This window comes from Pantoea sp. USMM079, from assembly GCF_037153115.1.
Lineage (GTDB): Bacteria > Pseudomonadota > Gammaproteobacteria > Enterobacterales > Enterobacteriaceae > Pantoea > Pantoea communis.
Genome location: NZ_JBBCKX010000010.1, coordinates 49,270 through 65,097, shown reverse-complemented (window position 1 = coordinate 65,097; position 15,828 = coordinate 49,270). Strand labels below are relative to the sequence as shown.

Here is a 15,828-nt window from a genome sequence, read left to right as displayed (position 1 = left end):
GACAACAGATGGGAATTCTCAGGTGAAGTTCGTAAAGTATTTATTGATTCTTACAGTGTGTTGCATTCTGCTGGGAGCAGGCACGGTTTATGGTTTGTACAAATACATAGAGCCGCAGCTGCCTGATGTGAACACGCTGAAAGACGTGCGTTTGCAAACCCCAATGCAGGTTTACAGCGCGGATGGCGAACTGATCGCCCAGTACGGTGAGAAGCGCCGCGTGCCGCTCACCTTGCAACAGATGCCGCCTGAGCTGATCAAAGCGTTCATTGCAACCGAAGACAGCCGTTTCTATGAGCACCATGGTGTCGACCCGGTGGGCATTTTCCGTGCTGCCAGCGTCGCGCTGGTGTCCGGCCATGCTTCGCAGGGTGCCAGTACCATTACGCAACAGCTGGCGCGTAACTTCTTCCTTAGCCCTGAACGCACGCTGATGCGTAAGATCAAGGAAGCGTTCCTGGCGATTCGCATTGAACAACTGCTGAGCAAGGATGAAATCCTCGAGCTCTACCTCAACAAAATTTATCTGGGTTACCGCGCCTATGGTGTCGGAGCGGCTGCACAGGTCTATTTCGGTAAGCCGGTTGATCAGCTTTCGTTGAGTGAGATGGCGATGATTGCCGGTCTGCCGAAAGCACCGTCAACCTTTAACCCGCTTTACTCTCATGCGCGCGCGCTGGCGCGTCGTAATGTGGTACTGGCGCGTATGCTTGACCAGAATTACATCACGCAGCAGCAATATGATACCGCGCGCAACACGCCGCTGGTCGCAACCTATCATGGTCCCGAAATTGCCTTCTCCGCACCTTATCTGAGCGAAATGGTGCGTCAGGAGATGGTGAAACGCTATGGTGATGCCGCTTACGATGATGGCTACAAAGTGTATACCACCCTCACGCGTCATCTGCAGGAGGCCGCACAACAAGCGGTGCGCAATAACGTGATGGCGTATGACATGCGTCATGGTTATCGCGGCCCGACTAACGTGCTGTGGAAAGTGGGCGAAGCAAGCTGGGATAAGAGCCGCATTCAAAACGCGCTGAAAGATCTGCCCACCTACGGTCCACTGAATGCTGCCGTGGTGACCACTGCCACGGCCGATGAAGCCACCGCGATGATGAAAGACGGCAGCAGCGTCTCTCTGAGTATGACGGGCGTTCGCTGGGCGCGTCCTTACAAATCCGACACGCTACAAGGCCCGACGCCCCGCAGCGTGACGCAGGTACTGCAGGCAGGCCAGCAGATTTGGGTGCGTAAAGTCGATAACGATTGGTGGTTAGGTCAGGTGCCGCTGGTCAACTCGGCCCTCGTCTCGCTCAATCCAGAAGACGGTGCGGTACGCGCGCTGGTCGGTGGTTTCGACTTCAACCAGAGTATGTTCAACCGTGCGACACAGGCACTGCGTCAGGTTGGTTCAAACATCAAACCGTTCTTGTATACCGCCGCGATGGACCGTGGACTGACGCTGGCTTCCATTCTGAACGATGTGCCTATTTCACGTTGGGATGCGGGTGCCGGAGCCGACTGGCGCCCCAAAAACTCACCGCCGACCTATGCGGGGCCTATCCGCTTGCGTCAGGGCCTGGGTGAGTCGAAAAACGTGGTGATGGTACGTGCGATGCGTGCGATGGGTGTGGATTACGCCGCAGAGTATCTGCAGCGCTTCGGCTTCCCAGCACAGAACATCATCCATACCGAATCGCTGGCACTGGGTGCGGCTTCGTTTACCCCAATGCAGGTGGTGCGCGGTTATGCCGTGATGGCTAACGGCGGCTTCCTTGTCGATCCTTACTTCATTACCAAAATTGAGAATGAACAAGGCGGCGTGGTGTTCGAAGAGAAACCGAAGATTGCCTGCCCACAGTGCAATCTGCCGGTGATCTACGGTGATACCAAAAAATCGCTGGCGTTGAGCGAAGAGAGCGTGGAAAACGTCGCGACCTCCGATCAATCGCAGAATCAGGCGGTGCCACAGCCGGAGCTGGAGCAAGTGCCTGCTCAGCCGCAACCCGCAGGTGACCAGCAATACGCACCGCATGTGATTAATACACCGCTGTCGTTCCTGATCAAAAGCGCACTGAACTCCAACGTGTTCGGTGAGCCAGGCTGGATGGGGACAGGCTGGCGTGCGGGTCGTGACCTGAAGCGTAACGATATCGGCGGAAAAACCGGTACCACCAACAGTTCAAAGGATGCGTGGTTCTCGGGTTACGGCCCTGGTGTCGTGACCTCAGTGTGGATTGGTTTTGATGATTCACGCGCGCTGGGCCGCTCGACCATGTCAGGCGCGATTCCTGACCAGATTTCTGGCTATGAAGGCGGCGCGAAGAGTGCTCAGCCTGCCTGGGATGAGTACATGAAATCTGCGCTGGATGGCGTGCCGGTACAGCCGCTGACACCGCCAGATGGCGTTGTCACTGTGACGATCGATCGCGGTACGGGCAAGCTGGCCAACGGTGGCGGCAATACCCGTCAGGAGTACTTCATCAATGGCACTCAGCCAACGGAGTATTCAGTGCATGATGTGGGCACCACACTCATGGACAACGGCCAAAGCCACGAACTGTTCTGATCAAAAAAGCCGGCGTATTCGCCGGCTTTTTTATTGCGTATTTGTCGTATTCAGTAGGTCAATCGACCCTGCTTCACCAGCCACTCACGCACCAGGAACAGCGCACTGACATTTCGGGCTTCACGGAAGTCAGGCTCGTCCAGCAACGCCAGTAGGTTATTGAGCGGCCAGCGGTGCACAATCAGCGGTTCAGGTTCATCCCCTTCCAGCTTCTCTTCATAAAGCACTTCTGCCACCACAATGTTCATTTTGCTGGAGAAGTAAGACGGAGCCATAGTGAGTTTACCCAGCGCTTCAAGTTTTCGGGCACCAAAGCCGGCTTCTTCTTTTAACTCACGGTCTGCGGCTTCAAACACGCTTTCGCCTGGGTCAATTAACCCCTTAGGAAAACCCAACTCATAGCTTTCCAGCCCCACGGCATATTCCTGAATCAGGATCACATCATCACCCAGAATCGGCACAATCATCACCGCTTCCCGGTTGGAAGGCTTCATACGCTCATAGACACGGCGTGCACCGTTACTGAAAGCGAGATCAACCGCTTCAATAGTAAACAAGCGGGAGCGGGCCACCGCTTCCACGTTGAGGATGTCAGGTTTTTTCATTGGAGTTTTCATATCAGCCTCAAACTTAGCACAGCCTTGTGAATCGCGATGACGCCAGCATACCGAAGCCCGCAGCAATGTGCGACACGCAGCGCAGGGAAAGCATCGTGACACACATTTGCTTACGCCTGCTAACAACTTATTGTTATCTATACACTTAAATTTTCACAATAAGTCAATGGGTTTTGTTAAATTCAGAAAATACCGATATTTAATTGAGTGTCCTGTGGTTAACATCCCATTAAGGAATAATCTAATAAGTTATAATTCAATGATTTTGCGCGTTATTTTATCTGAGTTTTTTCTTGTAAGAATGACTTCTGCTCGCCAAAATTGACTGGTAATAATGGTTCCATCGGGAGCACATCGTAAACGTGAAGGCAGTTTTTTGGCTGGATTGAGCAAAGCATGAGCACTTTTATCATCATTCTGGCTGTCATGCTGGCCTGCTCTCTGATAGCAGGAATAGGTTATTGGTACGCTATGCGGCATCGTCCGCCGTTGGCGAAACCGCTGCCGTTTATAAGTCCCCCCTGCCGCAAACTCACTGATGAAGAACGTCACGCTGTTGAAGCGTACATTGCGTCCCTGGCGAAACAGCAAAAACAGAGTGCTGCCCGCTCCTCAAAGAAGTCGCGTGAGACCGAATCCCTGACGCTCACGGCGCAGAGCAACAATGTTTATCCCGTCACACGTTCCATCACTCGCTATGGCCTCTCAACGGATGATGCGCATCAATGGCGCTACTACCTCGATGAAGTGGAAGTGCATCTGCCACCGCTGTGGGAGCAGTACATTGCGGAAGAAAATTATGTTGAGCTGATCCGTACTCAAACGCTGCCGCTGGTGATCTCACTCAACGGTCACTCGTTAGTAAACTATGCCGTAGAACAACCCGCCTTGCCGCCGCTGGTGCGCTCAATGTCGACCAACGCCTCTATTCGTAAAGAGGAGAGCGAAAATGTCGAGTTGCTGCAAGTGCGTAAAGAGTCGCCGGAAGAGTACCGTCTATCGCGGCCGGATGGCACGCGCGAGGCCATTGTTATCTGCTTTGCCTTCCTGCTCTTCTTCCTCAGCCTCGTGCTGCCTGGAAGCCTGATGCTGTGGATTGCCCTGTCAGCCTGCGTAATGATTGCGGTCAGCCTGTGGTTCCTTTACCGCTTCCCGGGTGAAAAAGGGCTGCGCGATGTGCACTGCTTGCGCGGAGCACCGAAACGCTGGGGCCTGTTTGGTGAATCCAATCAGGAGCAGAGCAATATCTCGCTGGGCATTATCGATTTAATTTATCCCGCCCACTGGCAACCCTACGTGGCGCACGATTTGGGCCAGGTGACGGATGTCGACATCTATCTGAATCGGCAAGTGGTGCGCCAGGGGCGTTTCCTCTCCCTGCACGATGAGGTTCGCAATTTCCCGGTTCAGCGCTGGCGCAAAAATCTGGTGCTGGCATGTGGTTCGCTGGTGGTGCTGGTGATGCTGTTTACCTGGATTCCGCTCAGTATGCCAATCAAGCTCAGCCTCGCATGGGTAAAAGGCACCGAAAGCATTGAAGTGAATAGCGTGGATAAACTCAACGCCCTGCCGCTGCACATCGGTGACAACCTGAAGGTGAGCGGAACCGGCATGTGTTCCGTACCGGGCAACTATCAAAGCAATCGCAGCTATGCGTATATGCCGTTCGATTGCTCAGCCATTTACTGGAATAACGCAGCACCTCTGCCGCAGCCGCAGTCTGATATCATCGATAAAGCTGCCGCTCTGCTTGATACCACCACACGTCAGCTGCATCCGGAAACCAACACCGATCCAAAACTCAATCCACAGCTCGCCTCCGCGATACAGAAATCGGGCATGATTCTGCTGGATGATTTCTCTGATTTAGTGCTGAAAACACAGGATCTGTGCAGCCAGCAGCAGGATTGCGTCCGGCTGAAAAATGCCCTGGTGAATCTGGGCAACGCTAAGGATTGGGATTCACTGATCCACCGCGCAGATTCCGGCAAGCTTAACGGCATGAACGTGCTGTTACGCCCGGTCAGTGCGGAAGCGCTGGAGAACCTGGTGAATACCGCGACCTCGACCTTCTTCTCGCGTGAAACCCGTCGTGCAGCAGAAAATCTGAATAGCCCACCACCGGGCGGCTTCCTGATAGTGAGTGATGAGGGTCGTCAGATGGTGAATCAGCCACAGCCTTCCGTGTCGCTGTTTGATCTTGATGCACCATCGCAATGGCGCGAATTACAACGCATGTCCGGCATGCTGTTGCACACGCCGTTTGCTGCCAACGGCATCATTACCAGCATCACCACTGACGCTAACGGCACACGCCACATTGCGTTGCACAATGAACCGGATGCGATGGCGCAATGGCGATACCTCGGTACCGCATTATTGATGCTGGTGCTGATCCTCTGCGGCGTCACCAATGGGCTACTGGCCCTGCGACGTGTGCATCGTAATCGCCTGCGCATGGTGGAAATTCAGCAGTATTACGACAAGTGCTTCAATCACAATCTGAGCACTATGCAGAGCGTGCGCTCACTGTTCTGAGCCCTTCCCTTCTGTGCTACCCTGTCGCCCTATTTTTTAGGGCGAGAGAGTATGACGATGACGCTAAACTGGTCCGGGATTGATACCGTGCTGCTGGATATGGATGGCACGCTGCTCGATCTCGCCTTCGACCGCCATTTCTGGTTGGAACACGTTCCGGAAACCCTGAGCCGCGAGCGTGATATCACGCTGGCCGAGGCACATCAGCTGATTCAGCAAAAGTATCAAGCCGTGGTGCATACGCTAAACTGGTATTGTCTTGATTACTGGTCGCAAGAACTGGCCTTAGATATCCGCGTCATGACATGGGAAAAACGTCACCGTGCCGCCATGCGCGAGGATACGTTGCCGCTACTCCAGGCACTACGTGCTGCGGGTAAACGCACCATTTTGCTGACCAATGCGCATCCGTACAACCTCGAGGTAAAGCTGGAGCAAACCGGTTTGGCTCCCCACCTTGATTTATTACTTTCTACCCATACCTTTGGGTATCCGAAAGAGGATCCACGTCTCTGGCAGGCCGTTCAGCAGCAAACTGCATTCGATAGCGAGCGCACGCTGTTTATTGATGACAGCGAAGCGATCCTCGATGCGGCGGCACGCTGGGGCATTCGCTGGTGTTTAGGCGTCAGCAATCCGGATTCCGGTCGGCCCGATCAATCTTTCCAGCGTCATGCTGCAGTGCGAGACTATCGCCAGTTGTGTGAAACGCTGCGTTAAAGCAGGAGCCGCAATGAAAGAAAAAACCAGCGAAGGTGTCCGCCTCGATAAATGGCTGTGGGCTGCACGTTTTTATAAAACGCGCGCGCTGGCTCGCGAAATGATCGAAGGCGGTAAAGTGCATTACAACGGCCAGCGTAGCAAGCCGAGTAAAATTGTGGAATTGCAAGCTGAGCTAACGCTGCGCCAGGGCAACGATGAACGAACGGTGGTGATCACCGCCATTGGCGATCAACGCCGCCCAGCCACTGAAGCGCAAGGGATGTATGCGGAGACCGCCGCCAGCATTGAGAAGCGTGAAAAAATGGCACTGGCGCGCAAAATGAATGCCCTGACCATGCCGCACCCCGATCGCCGCCCGGATAAAAAAGAGCGCCGCGATCTGATGAAATTTAAATTGTCGGGCGATGAATAACCGTCGCCCCAACGAGAGAAACGCTATGTCTGTTCAAGATCAACTGCACCGTTACCTGTTCGAAAATGTCGCCGTGCGCGGCGAGCTGGTCAACGTATCCGAAACCTGGCGTGAAATTGTCAAAAATCACGACTACGCCGAACCGGTGAAAATCCTGCTGGGTGAGTTGCTGGTTGCAACCAGCTTGTTGACCGCGACGCTGAAATTCGATGGCGACATCACTGTTCAGCTGCAGGGCGATGGTCCACTGACGCTGGCGGTGATCAACGGCAATAACAATCAGGAATTGCGTGGCGTTGCACGCGTGAAGGAAGATGCCGTCATCGCGCCGGGCAGCAGCCTAAAAGAGATGGTGGGTAACGGTTATCTGGTGATTACCATTTCACCAGAAAAGGGTGAGCGTTATCAGGGTGTTGTTGGTCTGGAAGCCGATACGCTGGCTGGCTGCCTGGAAGATTACTTCATGCGTTCTGAGCAGTTGCCAACTCGCTTGTTTATTCGTACCAGCGACAAAGGCGCCGCCGGTATTCTGCTGCAGGTGCTGCCTGCGCAAGAGCCAAGCCAGGATGATTTCAATCATCTGGCGACCCTGACCGAAACTGTGAAGAGCGAAGAGCTGATTGAGCTGCCTGCGACGGATGTGCTGTGGCGCCTGTATCATCAGGAAGAGGCCACGGTGTTTGATCCGACCCCGGTCAGTTTCAAATGCACCTGTTCACGCGAGCGCTGTGGCGAAGTACTGAACACACTGCCGGTTGAAGAAGTGGACGAAATCCTTGCAGAGGATGGCAAGATCGATATGCACTGCGACTATTGCGGTTCGCATTATGTTTACGATGCCGTAGACATTGCTGCGATTCGTAATTCACCTACAAATAACAGCGATCAATTGCACTAATTCCCCTACGGGCGGCATCGCCGCCCGCATTTCTGTCAGGAATTAACCCATCAACTTCCGCGTAATTTAACTAACTTACACTGACTTTAGTTTCTTAACTGGCAGAATTCACTGCTTGTCACGTTCCAGCTCGCATTTTTAACTCTCTTCACTTTTACGCCCTGCTCAGACGTGTACACTGCGCGCGATCTGCCCTGTCCGGCCATGCACGACAGGACGCAGACCCCCTCATAAAAATGCTATGAAGCATCGATCTAAGGAGCAGCCACATGCGCGTTCACGGCCTGACATCGCAAGACCTTGCCGCTTTGGGCATTAGCGGCACCACAGAAGTGGTGTACAACCCTGACTTTGATACGCTGTTTCAGGAAGAAACCCGCCCGGAACTTGAAGGTTATGCGCGAGGCACCCTGACGCAGAGCGGCGCCATTGCCGTGGATACCGGTATCTTTACCGGACGTTCGCCAAAAGATAAGTACATCGTGCGCGATGACACCACGCGTGACACCTTGTGGTGGAATGATGTCGGCAACGGTAAAAATGACAACCAGCCGCTGTCGCAGGAAACCTGGCAGGCGCTGAAAGATCGCTGCACCGCACAACTCTCTGGCAAACGTCTGTTTGTCATCGACGCCTTCTGCGGTGCGAATCCGGATACCCGCCTCAGCGTACGTTTTGTGATGGAAGTCGCCTGGCAGGCGCATTTCGTCAAAAACATGTTTATCCGCCCTGATGAAGCCGAGCTGGCCTCCTTTAAGCCGGATTTCGTGGTGATGAACGCCGCGCAGTGCACCAACCCGGACTGGCAGGCTCAGGGGTTACACTCTGAGAACTTTGTCGCCTTTAACCTCACCGAACGCATGCAGCTGATTGGCGGCACCTGGTACGGCGGCGAGATGAAGAAAGGCCTGTTCGCCATCATGAACTACCTGCTGCCGCTGAAAGGCATCGCGTCAATGCACTGCTCGGCGAACGTGGGTAAAGCGGGTGACGTCGCGGTGTTCTTCGGCCTTTCTGGCACTGGCAAAACCACGCTGTCCACCGATCCCGATCGTCAGCTGATTGGCGATGACGAACACGGTTGGGATGATGATGGCGTGTTTAACTTCGAAGGTGGCTGCTATGCCAAAACCATCAATCTGTCAGAGAAAGCCGAGCCGGAAATCTATCGCGCCATCCGCCGCGATGCCCTGCTGGAGAACGTGGTGGTGCGAGCGGATGGCAGCGTTGATTTTGCCGATGCCAGCAAAACAGAAAATACGCGCGTTTCCTATCCGATTGAGCACATTGAAAACATCGTGCAGCCGGTATCCAAAGCGGGCCATGCGCAGCGCGTGATTTTCCTGACCGCGGATGCCTTTGGTGTACTGCCGCCGGTTTCGCGCTTAACGCCAGAACAGACCCAGTACCACTTCCTGTCGGGCTTTACCGCCAAACTGGCCGGCACCGAGCGTGGTGTCACCCAGCCAACGCCGACTTTTTCAGCTTGTTTTGGCGCGGCCTTTCTGACATTGCATCCAACGCAATATTCCGATGTGCTGGTGAAGCGTATGGAAGCGGCGGGTGCAAAAGCGTATCTGGTGAATACCGGTTGGAATGGCAGCGGTAAACGTATTTCACTGAAAGATACCCGCGCCATCATCAATGCGATTCTGGCGGGTGAGCTGGACGACGTAGCGATGGAAACGCTACCGGTATTTAACCTGCAGATGCCTGCGACCCTGGAAAAAGTCGATGATGCGATTCTGGATCCACGTCGCAGCTGGCCGGATGAAGCCGCGTGGCATGAGGCCGCGCAGGGTCTGGCGCAGCGTTTTGTCACCAACTTTGAGAAGTATACCGATAACGATGCCGGCAAAGCGCTGGTTCAGGCTGGCCCGCAGTTGTGAAGTGAATGAGCCGCCAAATGGCGGCTCATTGATACTCAGTCTTAAGCGGCGTGATTTTTACGCTCATGCTAACAACTGGGGTGCTGAGGGCTACGCAGCCAGTCGCGGATGCCTGCAGGCGAAACAGTCATCGCTCCACATTTATCTGAGCGAAGCGTTAACTGTGATGCGTGCTGACTAACGCCGTACCGTTATTCTCCGGTATCGGCAACCACGCGCGAATGCGCAATCCGCCATGCTCGCTTTCACCGATCTCCAGCGAGCCTTCATGCGCGTCGATAATACGCTGCACAATCGCCAACCCTAAGCCGGTGCCGCTGGTGCTGCGTGCGCTATCGCCACGTACAAAAGGCTGGAACAGATGCTGAAGCTGATCGGGCTTAATACCCGGACCATCATCTTCCACCTGGAACCAGGCGCGATTCAGTTCCTGACCGCTGCTGACTTTGATCCAGCCGTTACCATAACGCGCGGCATTCACCACCAGATTCGCCACGGCACGCTTAATCGACAGCGGGTTGATATCAAGCATCAACTCTTCCGGCATCACCGCATTTTCAATCTCACGCTCATAGCCGCTTTCTGCCGCCACCACTTCGCCTAACACGCTGTTGAGATCGGCGCGTTCGGTCTGCATCTCCTGCCCTGTACGCAGATAGTCGATGAACTGCTCGATGATGGCGTTGCACTCTTCGATATCTTTATTGATCGACTCGGCCAGATAGCCATCCTGTTCACTCATCATCTCGGTGGCGAGACGAATGCGTGTTAAGGGGGTGCGCAAATCATGACTGACACCCGCCATCAGCAGCGTACGGTCATCGGCAAGCTGTTTGACGCCCGCCGCCATCTGGTTAAAGGCTCGCGTTACGGAACGCACTTCCGATGCGCCATACTCACGCAGCGGAGGAGGAATGATGCCTTTACCGACCTGAAGCGCTGCATGCTCCAGGTCGACCAGGGGTCGGTTCTGAATGCGGATAAACAGCCAGGCACCGCCGATCGCCAGCAACATAATCGCTAGGGTGTAGCGGAACAGTGGCGAGAAATCGCCCTGATGGATTTCAGTCAACGGCACACGCACCCAGATGTCTGGCGACAACCAGGTTTTCAGCCAGACCACGGGGGAATTCTTGTTAACCTCGACACGGACATCGGTCGGGCCACCCAGCTGTTGCGCCATCTGCTCGCTAAGGAATTCGTAATGCTGTGCCCAGCGCAGGCCACTCTCTTCTGCCGCTGCGTTGGTGTACAACGAAATACCCAGTTCACGATAAATTTCACGCCGGAAGGCAGGTGGCACTTCCAGTTGCGTGCCATCTTCCAGCTGCAGTCGATCGGTCATCAACATACGCACTTCGTAAGCGAGGACTTTATTGAACTGCTGCAAACTTGGAAGAATGGCGAAATTCAACACCACCAGATAGGTCGTTACCAGGCTGACGAACAGCAAGGTAACGATCAATAACAGGGTGCGGGCAAACGAACTGCGAGGAGAGAAGCGCAATCGCCTCATGCTTTACTGCCGTCCGGAACGAAGACGTAGCCAAGACCCCAAACGGTCTGGATGTAGCGTGGATGCGCCGGATCTTCTTCTACCATGCGGCGCAGACGGGAAATCTGCACGTCGATAGAACGTTCCATCGCACTATATTCACGGCCACGCGCCAGGTTCATCAGCTTATCGCGTGATAACGGTTCGCGCGGATGGCTCACCAGTGCTTTCAGCACTGCAAACTCACCGCTGGTCAGCGGCATTGGCTCATCTTCACGGAACATTTCACGCGTGCCGAGGTTCAGTTTGAACTTACCGAAGGCGATAACCGCTTCTTCCTGTGAAGGCGCACCTGGCAATTCATTGGCCTGACGGCGCAGCACGGCACGAATACGGGCCAGCAGTTCACGTGGGTTAAACGGCTTCGGAATGTAATCATCAGCGCCGATTTCCAGCCCAACGATACGATCCACTTCTTCGCCTTTTGCCGTGACCATAATGATCGGCATCGGGTTGCTCTGGCTGCGCAAACGGCGGCAAATGGACAAGCCATCTTCGCCTGGCAACATCAAATCCAGCACCATTAAATGGAATGATTCACGAGTTAGCAGACGATCCATCTGCTCGGCGTTGGCGACACTGCGCACCTGAAAGCCCTGCTCGGTGAGATAACGTTCGAGCAGTGCGCGCAAACGCATATCATCATCGACGACCAGAATTTTGTAGTTCTCTTGCATTGTTCAACTCCCAAAGGCGCCATTGCCTGAGTCAATATTGTGTAAAAAAGATGCCTGCTTGTGACAGTTATTAATGGTTTATATTCTAGCCGAAATTGTTACAAAGCATATTAAACAGCAGCTTATATTTAATTTAAGCCCTGAAATGCGCGTTGTCTCCCGCTTTTTATCGGGGCTTTCCAGCCGCTTAGCGCTAATCCGAAAATTTACGCGGTTTTCTTTTCGAAAATGGATCACCGGGCCGAAGACCGCTCGTTATCACAGCATTTGGGGCCATTTGGCTTAAGTCGACAGGCCAGAATCATTCGATGGGCGATCATTCGCAGCATAATATCTGGCTCTTTTCGTTTTCAGTGCTCATCTGCTCTCGGAACAATACGCATCTCGCGCCAGATAAGGCCAGTGTTAAATAAAGTCCGATTAATCAGACACTAATCAGCACTTTCTTCCCGCACAACGATCTCAGAAACTGCAAGGGTTCCTGCTGATATTGCGCATCTTTGGAGAGAAAAAAATGAAAAAAACTGCGGTCTTGCTGAGTGTACTGGTGCTGGTCAGCCTTTCTCAGGCTCATGCGGCCACCAGCGCGGGTGAAGCGGCGGGAGCCGAGGCCTCCACTACCGCCAAAGGCAATTCAGACGCGATTGGTGTGGGTGCCGTGGGTGCACTGTTAGGGGTGGCACTGGCAACCATGGGCGGCGGTGACAAAGGCACCAGCAGCACATCGACCACCACCGCGACCACGCCAGGCAAATAATCCAAATCTTTCAGGCGCGGCAATGCTGCGGCGCTTCCCCTTTTACGCCAGCCCATTTCGCCACCGGAGAATAAGTTGCACCCAAGGCTTTTTTACCCAAGCCATTATTCTCCGCCTCTTTTTTACTCTGGGTTCTTCACATACTCGATGCAGTTAACAAACCAGACTTTCTGTCCTTCCGGCGTATTCACCACGACTTCGTCATCCACCTCTTTCTTGATCAGCGCACGGGCCATCGGTGAATCAATGGAGATGTAATCCTTAACCGCATCGCCATAGATTTCATCCGGCCCCACAATGCGGAATCGCTTTGCATCACCCTGTTCATTCTCCACCTCAACCCAGGCACCAAAGAACACCTTTCCTTCCTGTTGCGGCGCATAATCGACAATTTTCAGATCGGCGAGGCATTTGCGCAGATAGCACACACGGCGGTCTATCTGCCGCAACAGGCGCTTGTTGTAGGTGTAATCGGCGTTTTCTGAACGATCACCAAGGCTGGCCGCCCAGGAGACAATTTTTGTGATTTCCGGACGCTTCTCGTTCCACAAATGGTCGTGTTCGGCACGTAATTTGTTATAGCCTTCGCGGGTAATCAGTTGGGTTTTCATGACGTCTACTCGTGATAACAAGGTATCGTTACTGCAAAGAGGCCAACAATAAGCGACTGCTTTGCTCTCAGCAAGGTGTGCACAGCGATGTGCGCGCTGCATTCAGAAAAAGACGGATTCACCTGTCCCCGGCTGGCAATTTGCCGCCCCAATCCGTATAACTGTCCCCTGTTTTCCAACCCTGTGTAAGCATTGTTAATGATGATGAAAGATTCACTGAGCCAGATTATCGCAAGTGAGCTGAAGGCTCGCGCCGACCAGGTTGACGCCGCTGTAAGCTTGCTGGATGAAGGGAACACCGTGCCGTTTATCGCACGTTATCGTAAGGAAGTGACCGGTGGGCTGGATGATACCCAGTTGCGTCAGCTGGAGAGCCGCCTTGGCTATCTGCGTGAGCTGGAAGATCGCCGCCAGTCAATTCTGAAATCCATCGACGAGCAGGGCAAACTCACCCCAGAACTCGCCACGGCCATCAATGGCACGCTGAACAAAACTGAACTGGAAGATCTGTATCTGCCTTATAAGCAGAAACGTCGCACGCGTGGGCAGATCGCCATCGAAGCGGGCCTGGAGCCACTGGCTGAAACGCTATGGAGCGATCCTTCTCAGGAACCCGAGTCATTGGCTGCAAGCTATGTGAATGCGGATAAAGGCGTCGCCGATGTGCGCGCAGCGCTGGATGGCGCACGTTATATCCTGATGGAACGTTTTGCCGAAGACGCCACGCTGCTGGCAAAAGTGCGTGATTATCTGTGGAAAAACGCGCATCTGGTTGCGCGTGTGGTGGAAGGTAAAGAGGAAGAAGGCGCGAAATTCCGCGACTACTTCGATCACCACGAACCTCTCAGTACCGTTCCTTCTCACCGTGCGCTAGCGATGTTCCGTGGTCGCAATGAAGGCGTGCTGCAACTCTCTCTGAACGCCGATCCACAATTCGAAGAAGCGCCGCGCGAAAGCCACGGTGAAACGCTGATCGCCGATCACCTGCAACTGCGTCTGAACAATGCTCCGGCAGACAGCTGGCGTAAAGCGGTGGTGAGCTGGACCTGGCGCATCAAAGTGCTGCTGCATCTCGAAACCGAACTGATGGGCACCATTCGCGAACGCGCAGAAGATGAAGCGATTAACGTATTCGCCCGCAACCTGCACGATTTGTTGATGGCGGCTCCGGCAGGCATGCGCGCCACCATGGGCCTCGATCCGGGCCTGCGTACCGGCGTGAAAGTCGCCGTGGTGGATGCCACCGGCAAACTGGTGGCACATGACACCATCTATCCGCACACCGGGCAGGTGGCGAAAGCCGCATCGGCTGTGGCAGCACTGTGCATCCAACACCAGGTGGAGTTGGTGGCGATTGGTAACGGTACCGCTTCACGTGAAACCGAGCGTTTCTTCCTCGACGTGCAGAAGCAGTTCTCGCAGATCAACGCGCAGAAAGTGATTGTCAGTGAGGCTGGTGCATCGGTCTACTCCGCATCGGAACTGGCCGCGCTGGAATTCCCGGATCTGGATGTTTCCATTCGCGGCGCCGTCTCCATTGCGCGTCGCTTACAGGATCCGCTGGCCGAGCTGGTGAAAATCGATCCGAAATCCATCGGTGTCGGCCAGTATCAGCATGATGTGAGCCAAAGCCAACTGGCGAAGAAGCTGGATGCGGTGGTGGAAGACTGCGTAAACGCCGTCGGCGTGGATCTGAATACCGCTTCAGTCGCCTTGCTGACGCGCGTGGCAGGCTTAACCCGCATGATGGCGCAGAACATTGTCACCTGGCGTGATGAGAACGGCCGCTTCCAGAATCGCCAGCAGTTGCTGAAAGTCAGCCGTCTTGGGCCAAAAGCTTACGAGCAGTGCGCCGGCTTCCTGCGCATCAATCACGGCGATAACCCGCTGGATGCCTCCACCGTGCACCCGGAAGCTTACCCGCTGGTCGAACGTATTCTGGCCGCGACTGAACAGGCGCTGAGCGAGCTGATGGGCAATCCGGGTGGGTTGCGTGATCTCAACGCGCGCGACTTCACCGACGAGCGTTTTGGTCTGCCAACCGTCACCGACATCATGAAAGAGCTGGAAAAACCGGGGCGCGATCCCCGTCCGGAGTTCAAAACCGCACAGTTTGCCGAAGGCGTGGAAACGCTGAACGACCTGCTGCCGGGCATGATTCTGGAAGGCGCGGTCACCAACGTCACCAACTTTGGTGCTTTCGTGGATATCGGCGTGCATCAGGATGGTCTGGTGCACATCTCTTCACTGTCAGACAAGTTCGTCGAAGATCCCCATCAGGTGGTGAAAGCGGGCGATATCGTCAAAGTGAAGGTGATGGAAGTGGATATGCAGCGTAAGCGCATCGCCCTCACCATGCGACTTGACGAACAGCCCGGCGAGAGCAATGCGCGCGGCGGCAATAATCGCAGCAGCGGCAAAGAGAATGCACGTCCCGCCGCTAACAGCAAAGGACGCGGTAAACCTGCCAATGCACCTGCAGGTAACAGCGCGATGGGTGATGCGCTGGCAGCAGCATTTGGCAAAAAACGCTAACGCCCAGCCCTGAATAACGCGCGGAGACAGCTTCGCTCCGCGCG

12 protein-coding genes are annotated in these 15,828 nt (G+C 54.5%); 8 read left to right on the top strand and 4 right to left on the bottom strand.

The genetic code is table 11. From position 1 onward, the window contains the following. Nucleotides 1-22: 22 nt before the first annotated feature. Nucleotides 23-2,572 carry a peptidoglycan glycosyltransferase/peptidoglycan DD-transpeptidase MrcA gene (gene mrcA, locus WFP70_RS15015; protein WP_337023713.1) on the top strand — a complete coding sequence of 850 codons (2,550 nt, stop codon included), beginning with the start codon at nucleotides 23-25 and terminating at the stop codon, nucleotides 2,570-2,572. Between the two features lie 50 nt (nucleotides 2,573-2,622). On the opposite strand, the gene nudE is transcribed toward mrcA, so the two are convergent. Then, a complete protein-coding gene (gene nudE, locus WFP70_RS15010) occupies nucleotides 2,623-3,189 on the bottom strand; it encodes an ADP compounds hydrolase NudE (RefSeq protein ID WP_337023714.1) in 567 nt (188 codons plus the stop codon). 396 nt (nucleotides 3,190-3,585) lie between these two features. Here nudE and WFP70_RS15005 point away from each other — a divergent pair, with 396 nt between their 5' ends. The 5 genes from WFP70_RS15005 to pckA all read left to right on the top strand — a co-directional run bounded on the left by WFP70_RS15005 (nucleotide 3,586) and on the right by pckA (nucleotide 9,649). Next, a complete protein-coding gene (locus WFP70_RS15005; protein WP_337023715.1) occupies nucleotides 3,586-5,727 on the top strand; it encodes an intracellular growth attenuator family protein in 2,142 nt (713 codons plus the stop codon). Nucleotides 5,728-5,778: 51 nt separating this feature from the next. After that, a complete protein-coding gene (gene yrfG / locus WFP70_RS15000; protein WP_337023716.1) occupies nucleotides 5,779-6,447 on the top strand; it encodes a GMP/IMP nucleotidase in 669 nt (222 codons plus the stop codon). 13 nt (nucleotides 6,448-6,460) lie between these two features. Further along, a complete protein-coding gene (hslR, locus tag WFP70_RS14995) occupies nucleotides 6,461-6,862 on the top strand; it encodes a ribosome-associated heat shock protein Hsp15 (protein ID WP_337023717.1) in 402 nt (133 codons plus the stop codon). Nucleotides 6,863-6,887: 25 nt separating this feature from the next. Beyond that, nucleotides 6,888-7,760: an Hsp33 family molecular chaperone HslO gene (gene hslO, locus WFP70_RS14990; protein WP_034819644.1), complete on the top strand. Its 873-nt coding sequence runs from the start codon at nucleotides 6,888-6,890 to the stop codon at nucleotides 7,758-7,760. A 269-nt stretch (nucleotides 7,761-8,029) separates the two neighbouring features. Next, nucleotides 8,030-9,649 carry a phosphoenolpyruvate carboxykinase (ATP) gene (pckA, locus tag WFP70_RS14985; RefSeq protein ID WP_337023718.1) on the top strand — a complete coding sequence of 540 codons (1,620 nt, stop codon included), beginning with the start codon at nucleotides 8,030-8,032 and terminating at the stop codon, nucleotides 9,647-9,649. A gap of 157 nt (nucleotides 9,650-9,806) precedes the next feature. Here the strand turns inward: pckA and envZ are convergent, their stop codons facing one another. After that, on the bottom strand, nucleotides 9,807-11,165 hold the full coding sequence (envZ, locus tag WFP70_RS14980; RefSeq protein ID WP_058960579.1) for a two-component system sensor histidine kinase EnvZ: 1,359 nt from the start codon (nucleotides 11,163-11,165) through the stop codon (nucleotides 9,807-9,809). Next, nucleotides 11,162-11,881 carry an osmolarity response regulator transcription factor OmpR gene (gene ompR, locus WFP70_RS14975; protein ID WP_001157751.1) on the bottom strand — a complete coding sequence of 240 codons (720 nt, stop codon included), beginning with the start codon at nucleotides 11,879-11,881 and terminating at the stop codon, nucleotides 11,162-11,164. The genes envZ and ompR overlap by 4 nt, the downstream gene beginning before the upstream one ends. A 514-nt stretch (nucleotides 11,882-12,395) precedes the next feature. Between ompR and yjbE the strand changes: the two genes are divergently transcribed. Next, nucleotides 12,396-12,638: an exopolysaccharide production protein YjbE gene (gene yjbE, locus WFP70_RS14970; RefSeq protein WP_182056804.1), complete on the top strand. Its 243-nt coding sequence runs from the start codon at nucleotides 12,396-12,398 to the stop codon at nucleotides 12,636-12,638. Nucleotides 12,639-12,760: 122 nt separating this feature from the next. On the opposite strand, the gene greB is transcribed toward yjbE, so the two are convergent. Continuing rightward, nucleotides 12,761-13,249, bottom strand: coding sequence for a transcription elongation factor GreB (gene greB, locus WFP70_RS14965; protein WP_337023719.1), 489 nt, complete (start codon nucleotides 13,247-13,249; stop codon nucleotides 12,761-12,763). A 204-nt stretch (nucleotides 13,250-13,453) separates the two neighbouring features. On the opposite strand from greB, the gene WFP70_RS14960 reads away from it, so the two are divergent. Next, entirely contained in the window at nucleotides 13,454-15,784 is a 2,331-nt protein-coding gene (locus WFP70_RS14960) for a Tex family protein (protein WP_337023735.1), read from the top strand. Nucleotides 15,785-15,828 lie beyond the last annotated feature (44 nt).

Coding starts and splice junctions, on each gene's coding strand:
- nudE (WP_337023714.1), bottom strand. CDS start 3,189: ATGAAAACTCCAATGAAAAAACCTGACATCCTCAACGTGGAAGCGGTG.
- pckA (WP_337023718.1), top strand. CDS start 8,030: ATGCGCGTTCACGGCCTGACATCGCAAGACCTTGCCGCTTTGGGCATT.
- hslO (WP_034819644.1), top strand. CDS start 6,888: ATGTCTGTTCAAGATCAACTGCACCGTTACCTGTTCGAAAATGTCGCC.
- envZ (WP_058960579.1), bottom strand. CDS start 11,165: ATGAGGCGATTGCGCTTCTCTCCTCGCAGTTCGTTTGCCCGCACCCTG.
- WFP70_RS15005 (WP_337023715.1), top strand. CDS start 3,586: ATGAGCACTTTTATCATCATTCTGGCTGTCATGCTGGCCTGCTCTCTG.
- yrfG (WP_337023716.1), top strand. CDS start 5,779: ATGACGATGACGCTAAACTGGTCCGGGATTGATACCGTGCTGCTGGAT.
- ompR (WP_001157751.1), bottom strand. CDS start 11,881: ATGCAAGAGAACTACAAAATTCTGGTCGTCGATGATGATATGCGTTTG.
- yjbE (WP_182056804.1), top strand. CDS start 12,396: ATGAAAAAAACTGCGGTCTTGCTGAGTGTACTGGTGCTGGTCAGCCTT.
- WFP70_RS14960 (WP_337023735.1), top strand. CDS start 13,454: ATGAAAGATTCACTGAGCCAGATTATCGCAAGTGAGCTGAAGGCTCGC.
- greB (WP_337023719.1), bottom strand. CDS start 13,249: ATGAAAACCCAACTGATTACCCGCGAAGGCTATAACAAATTACGTGCC.
- hslR (WP_337023717.1), top strand. CDS start 6,461: ATGAAAGAAAAAACCAGCGAAGGTGTCCGCCTCGATAAATGGCTGTGG.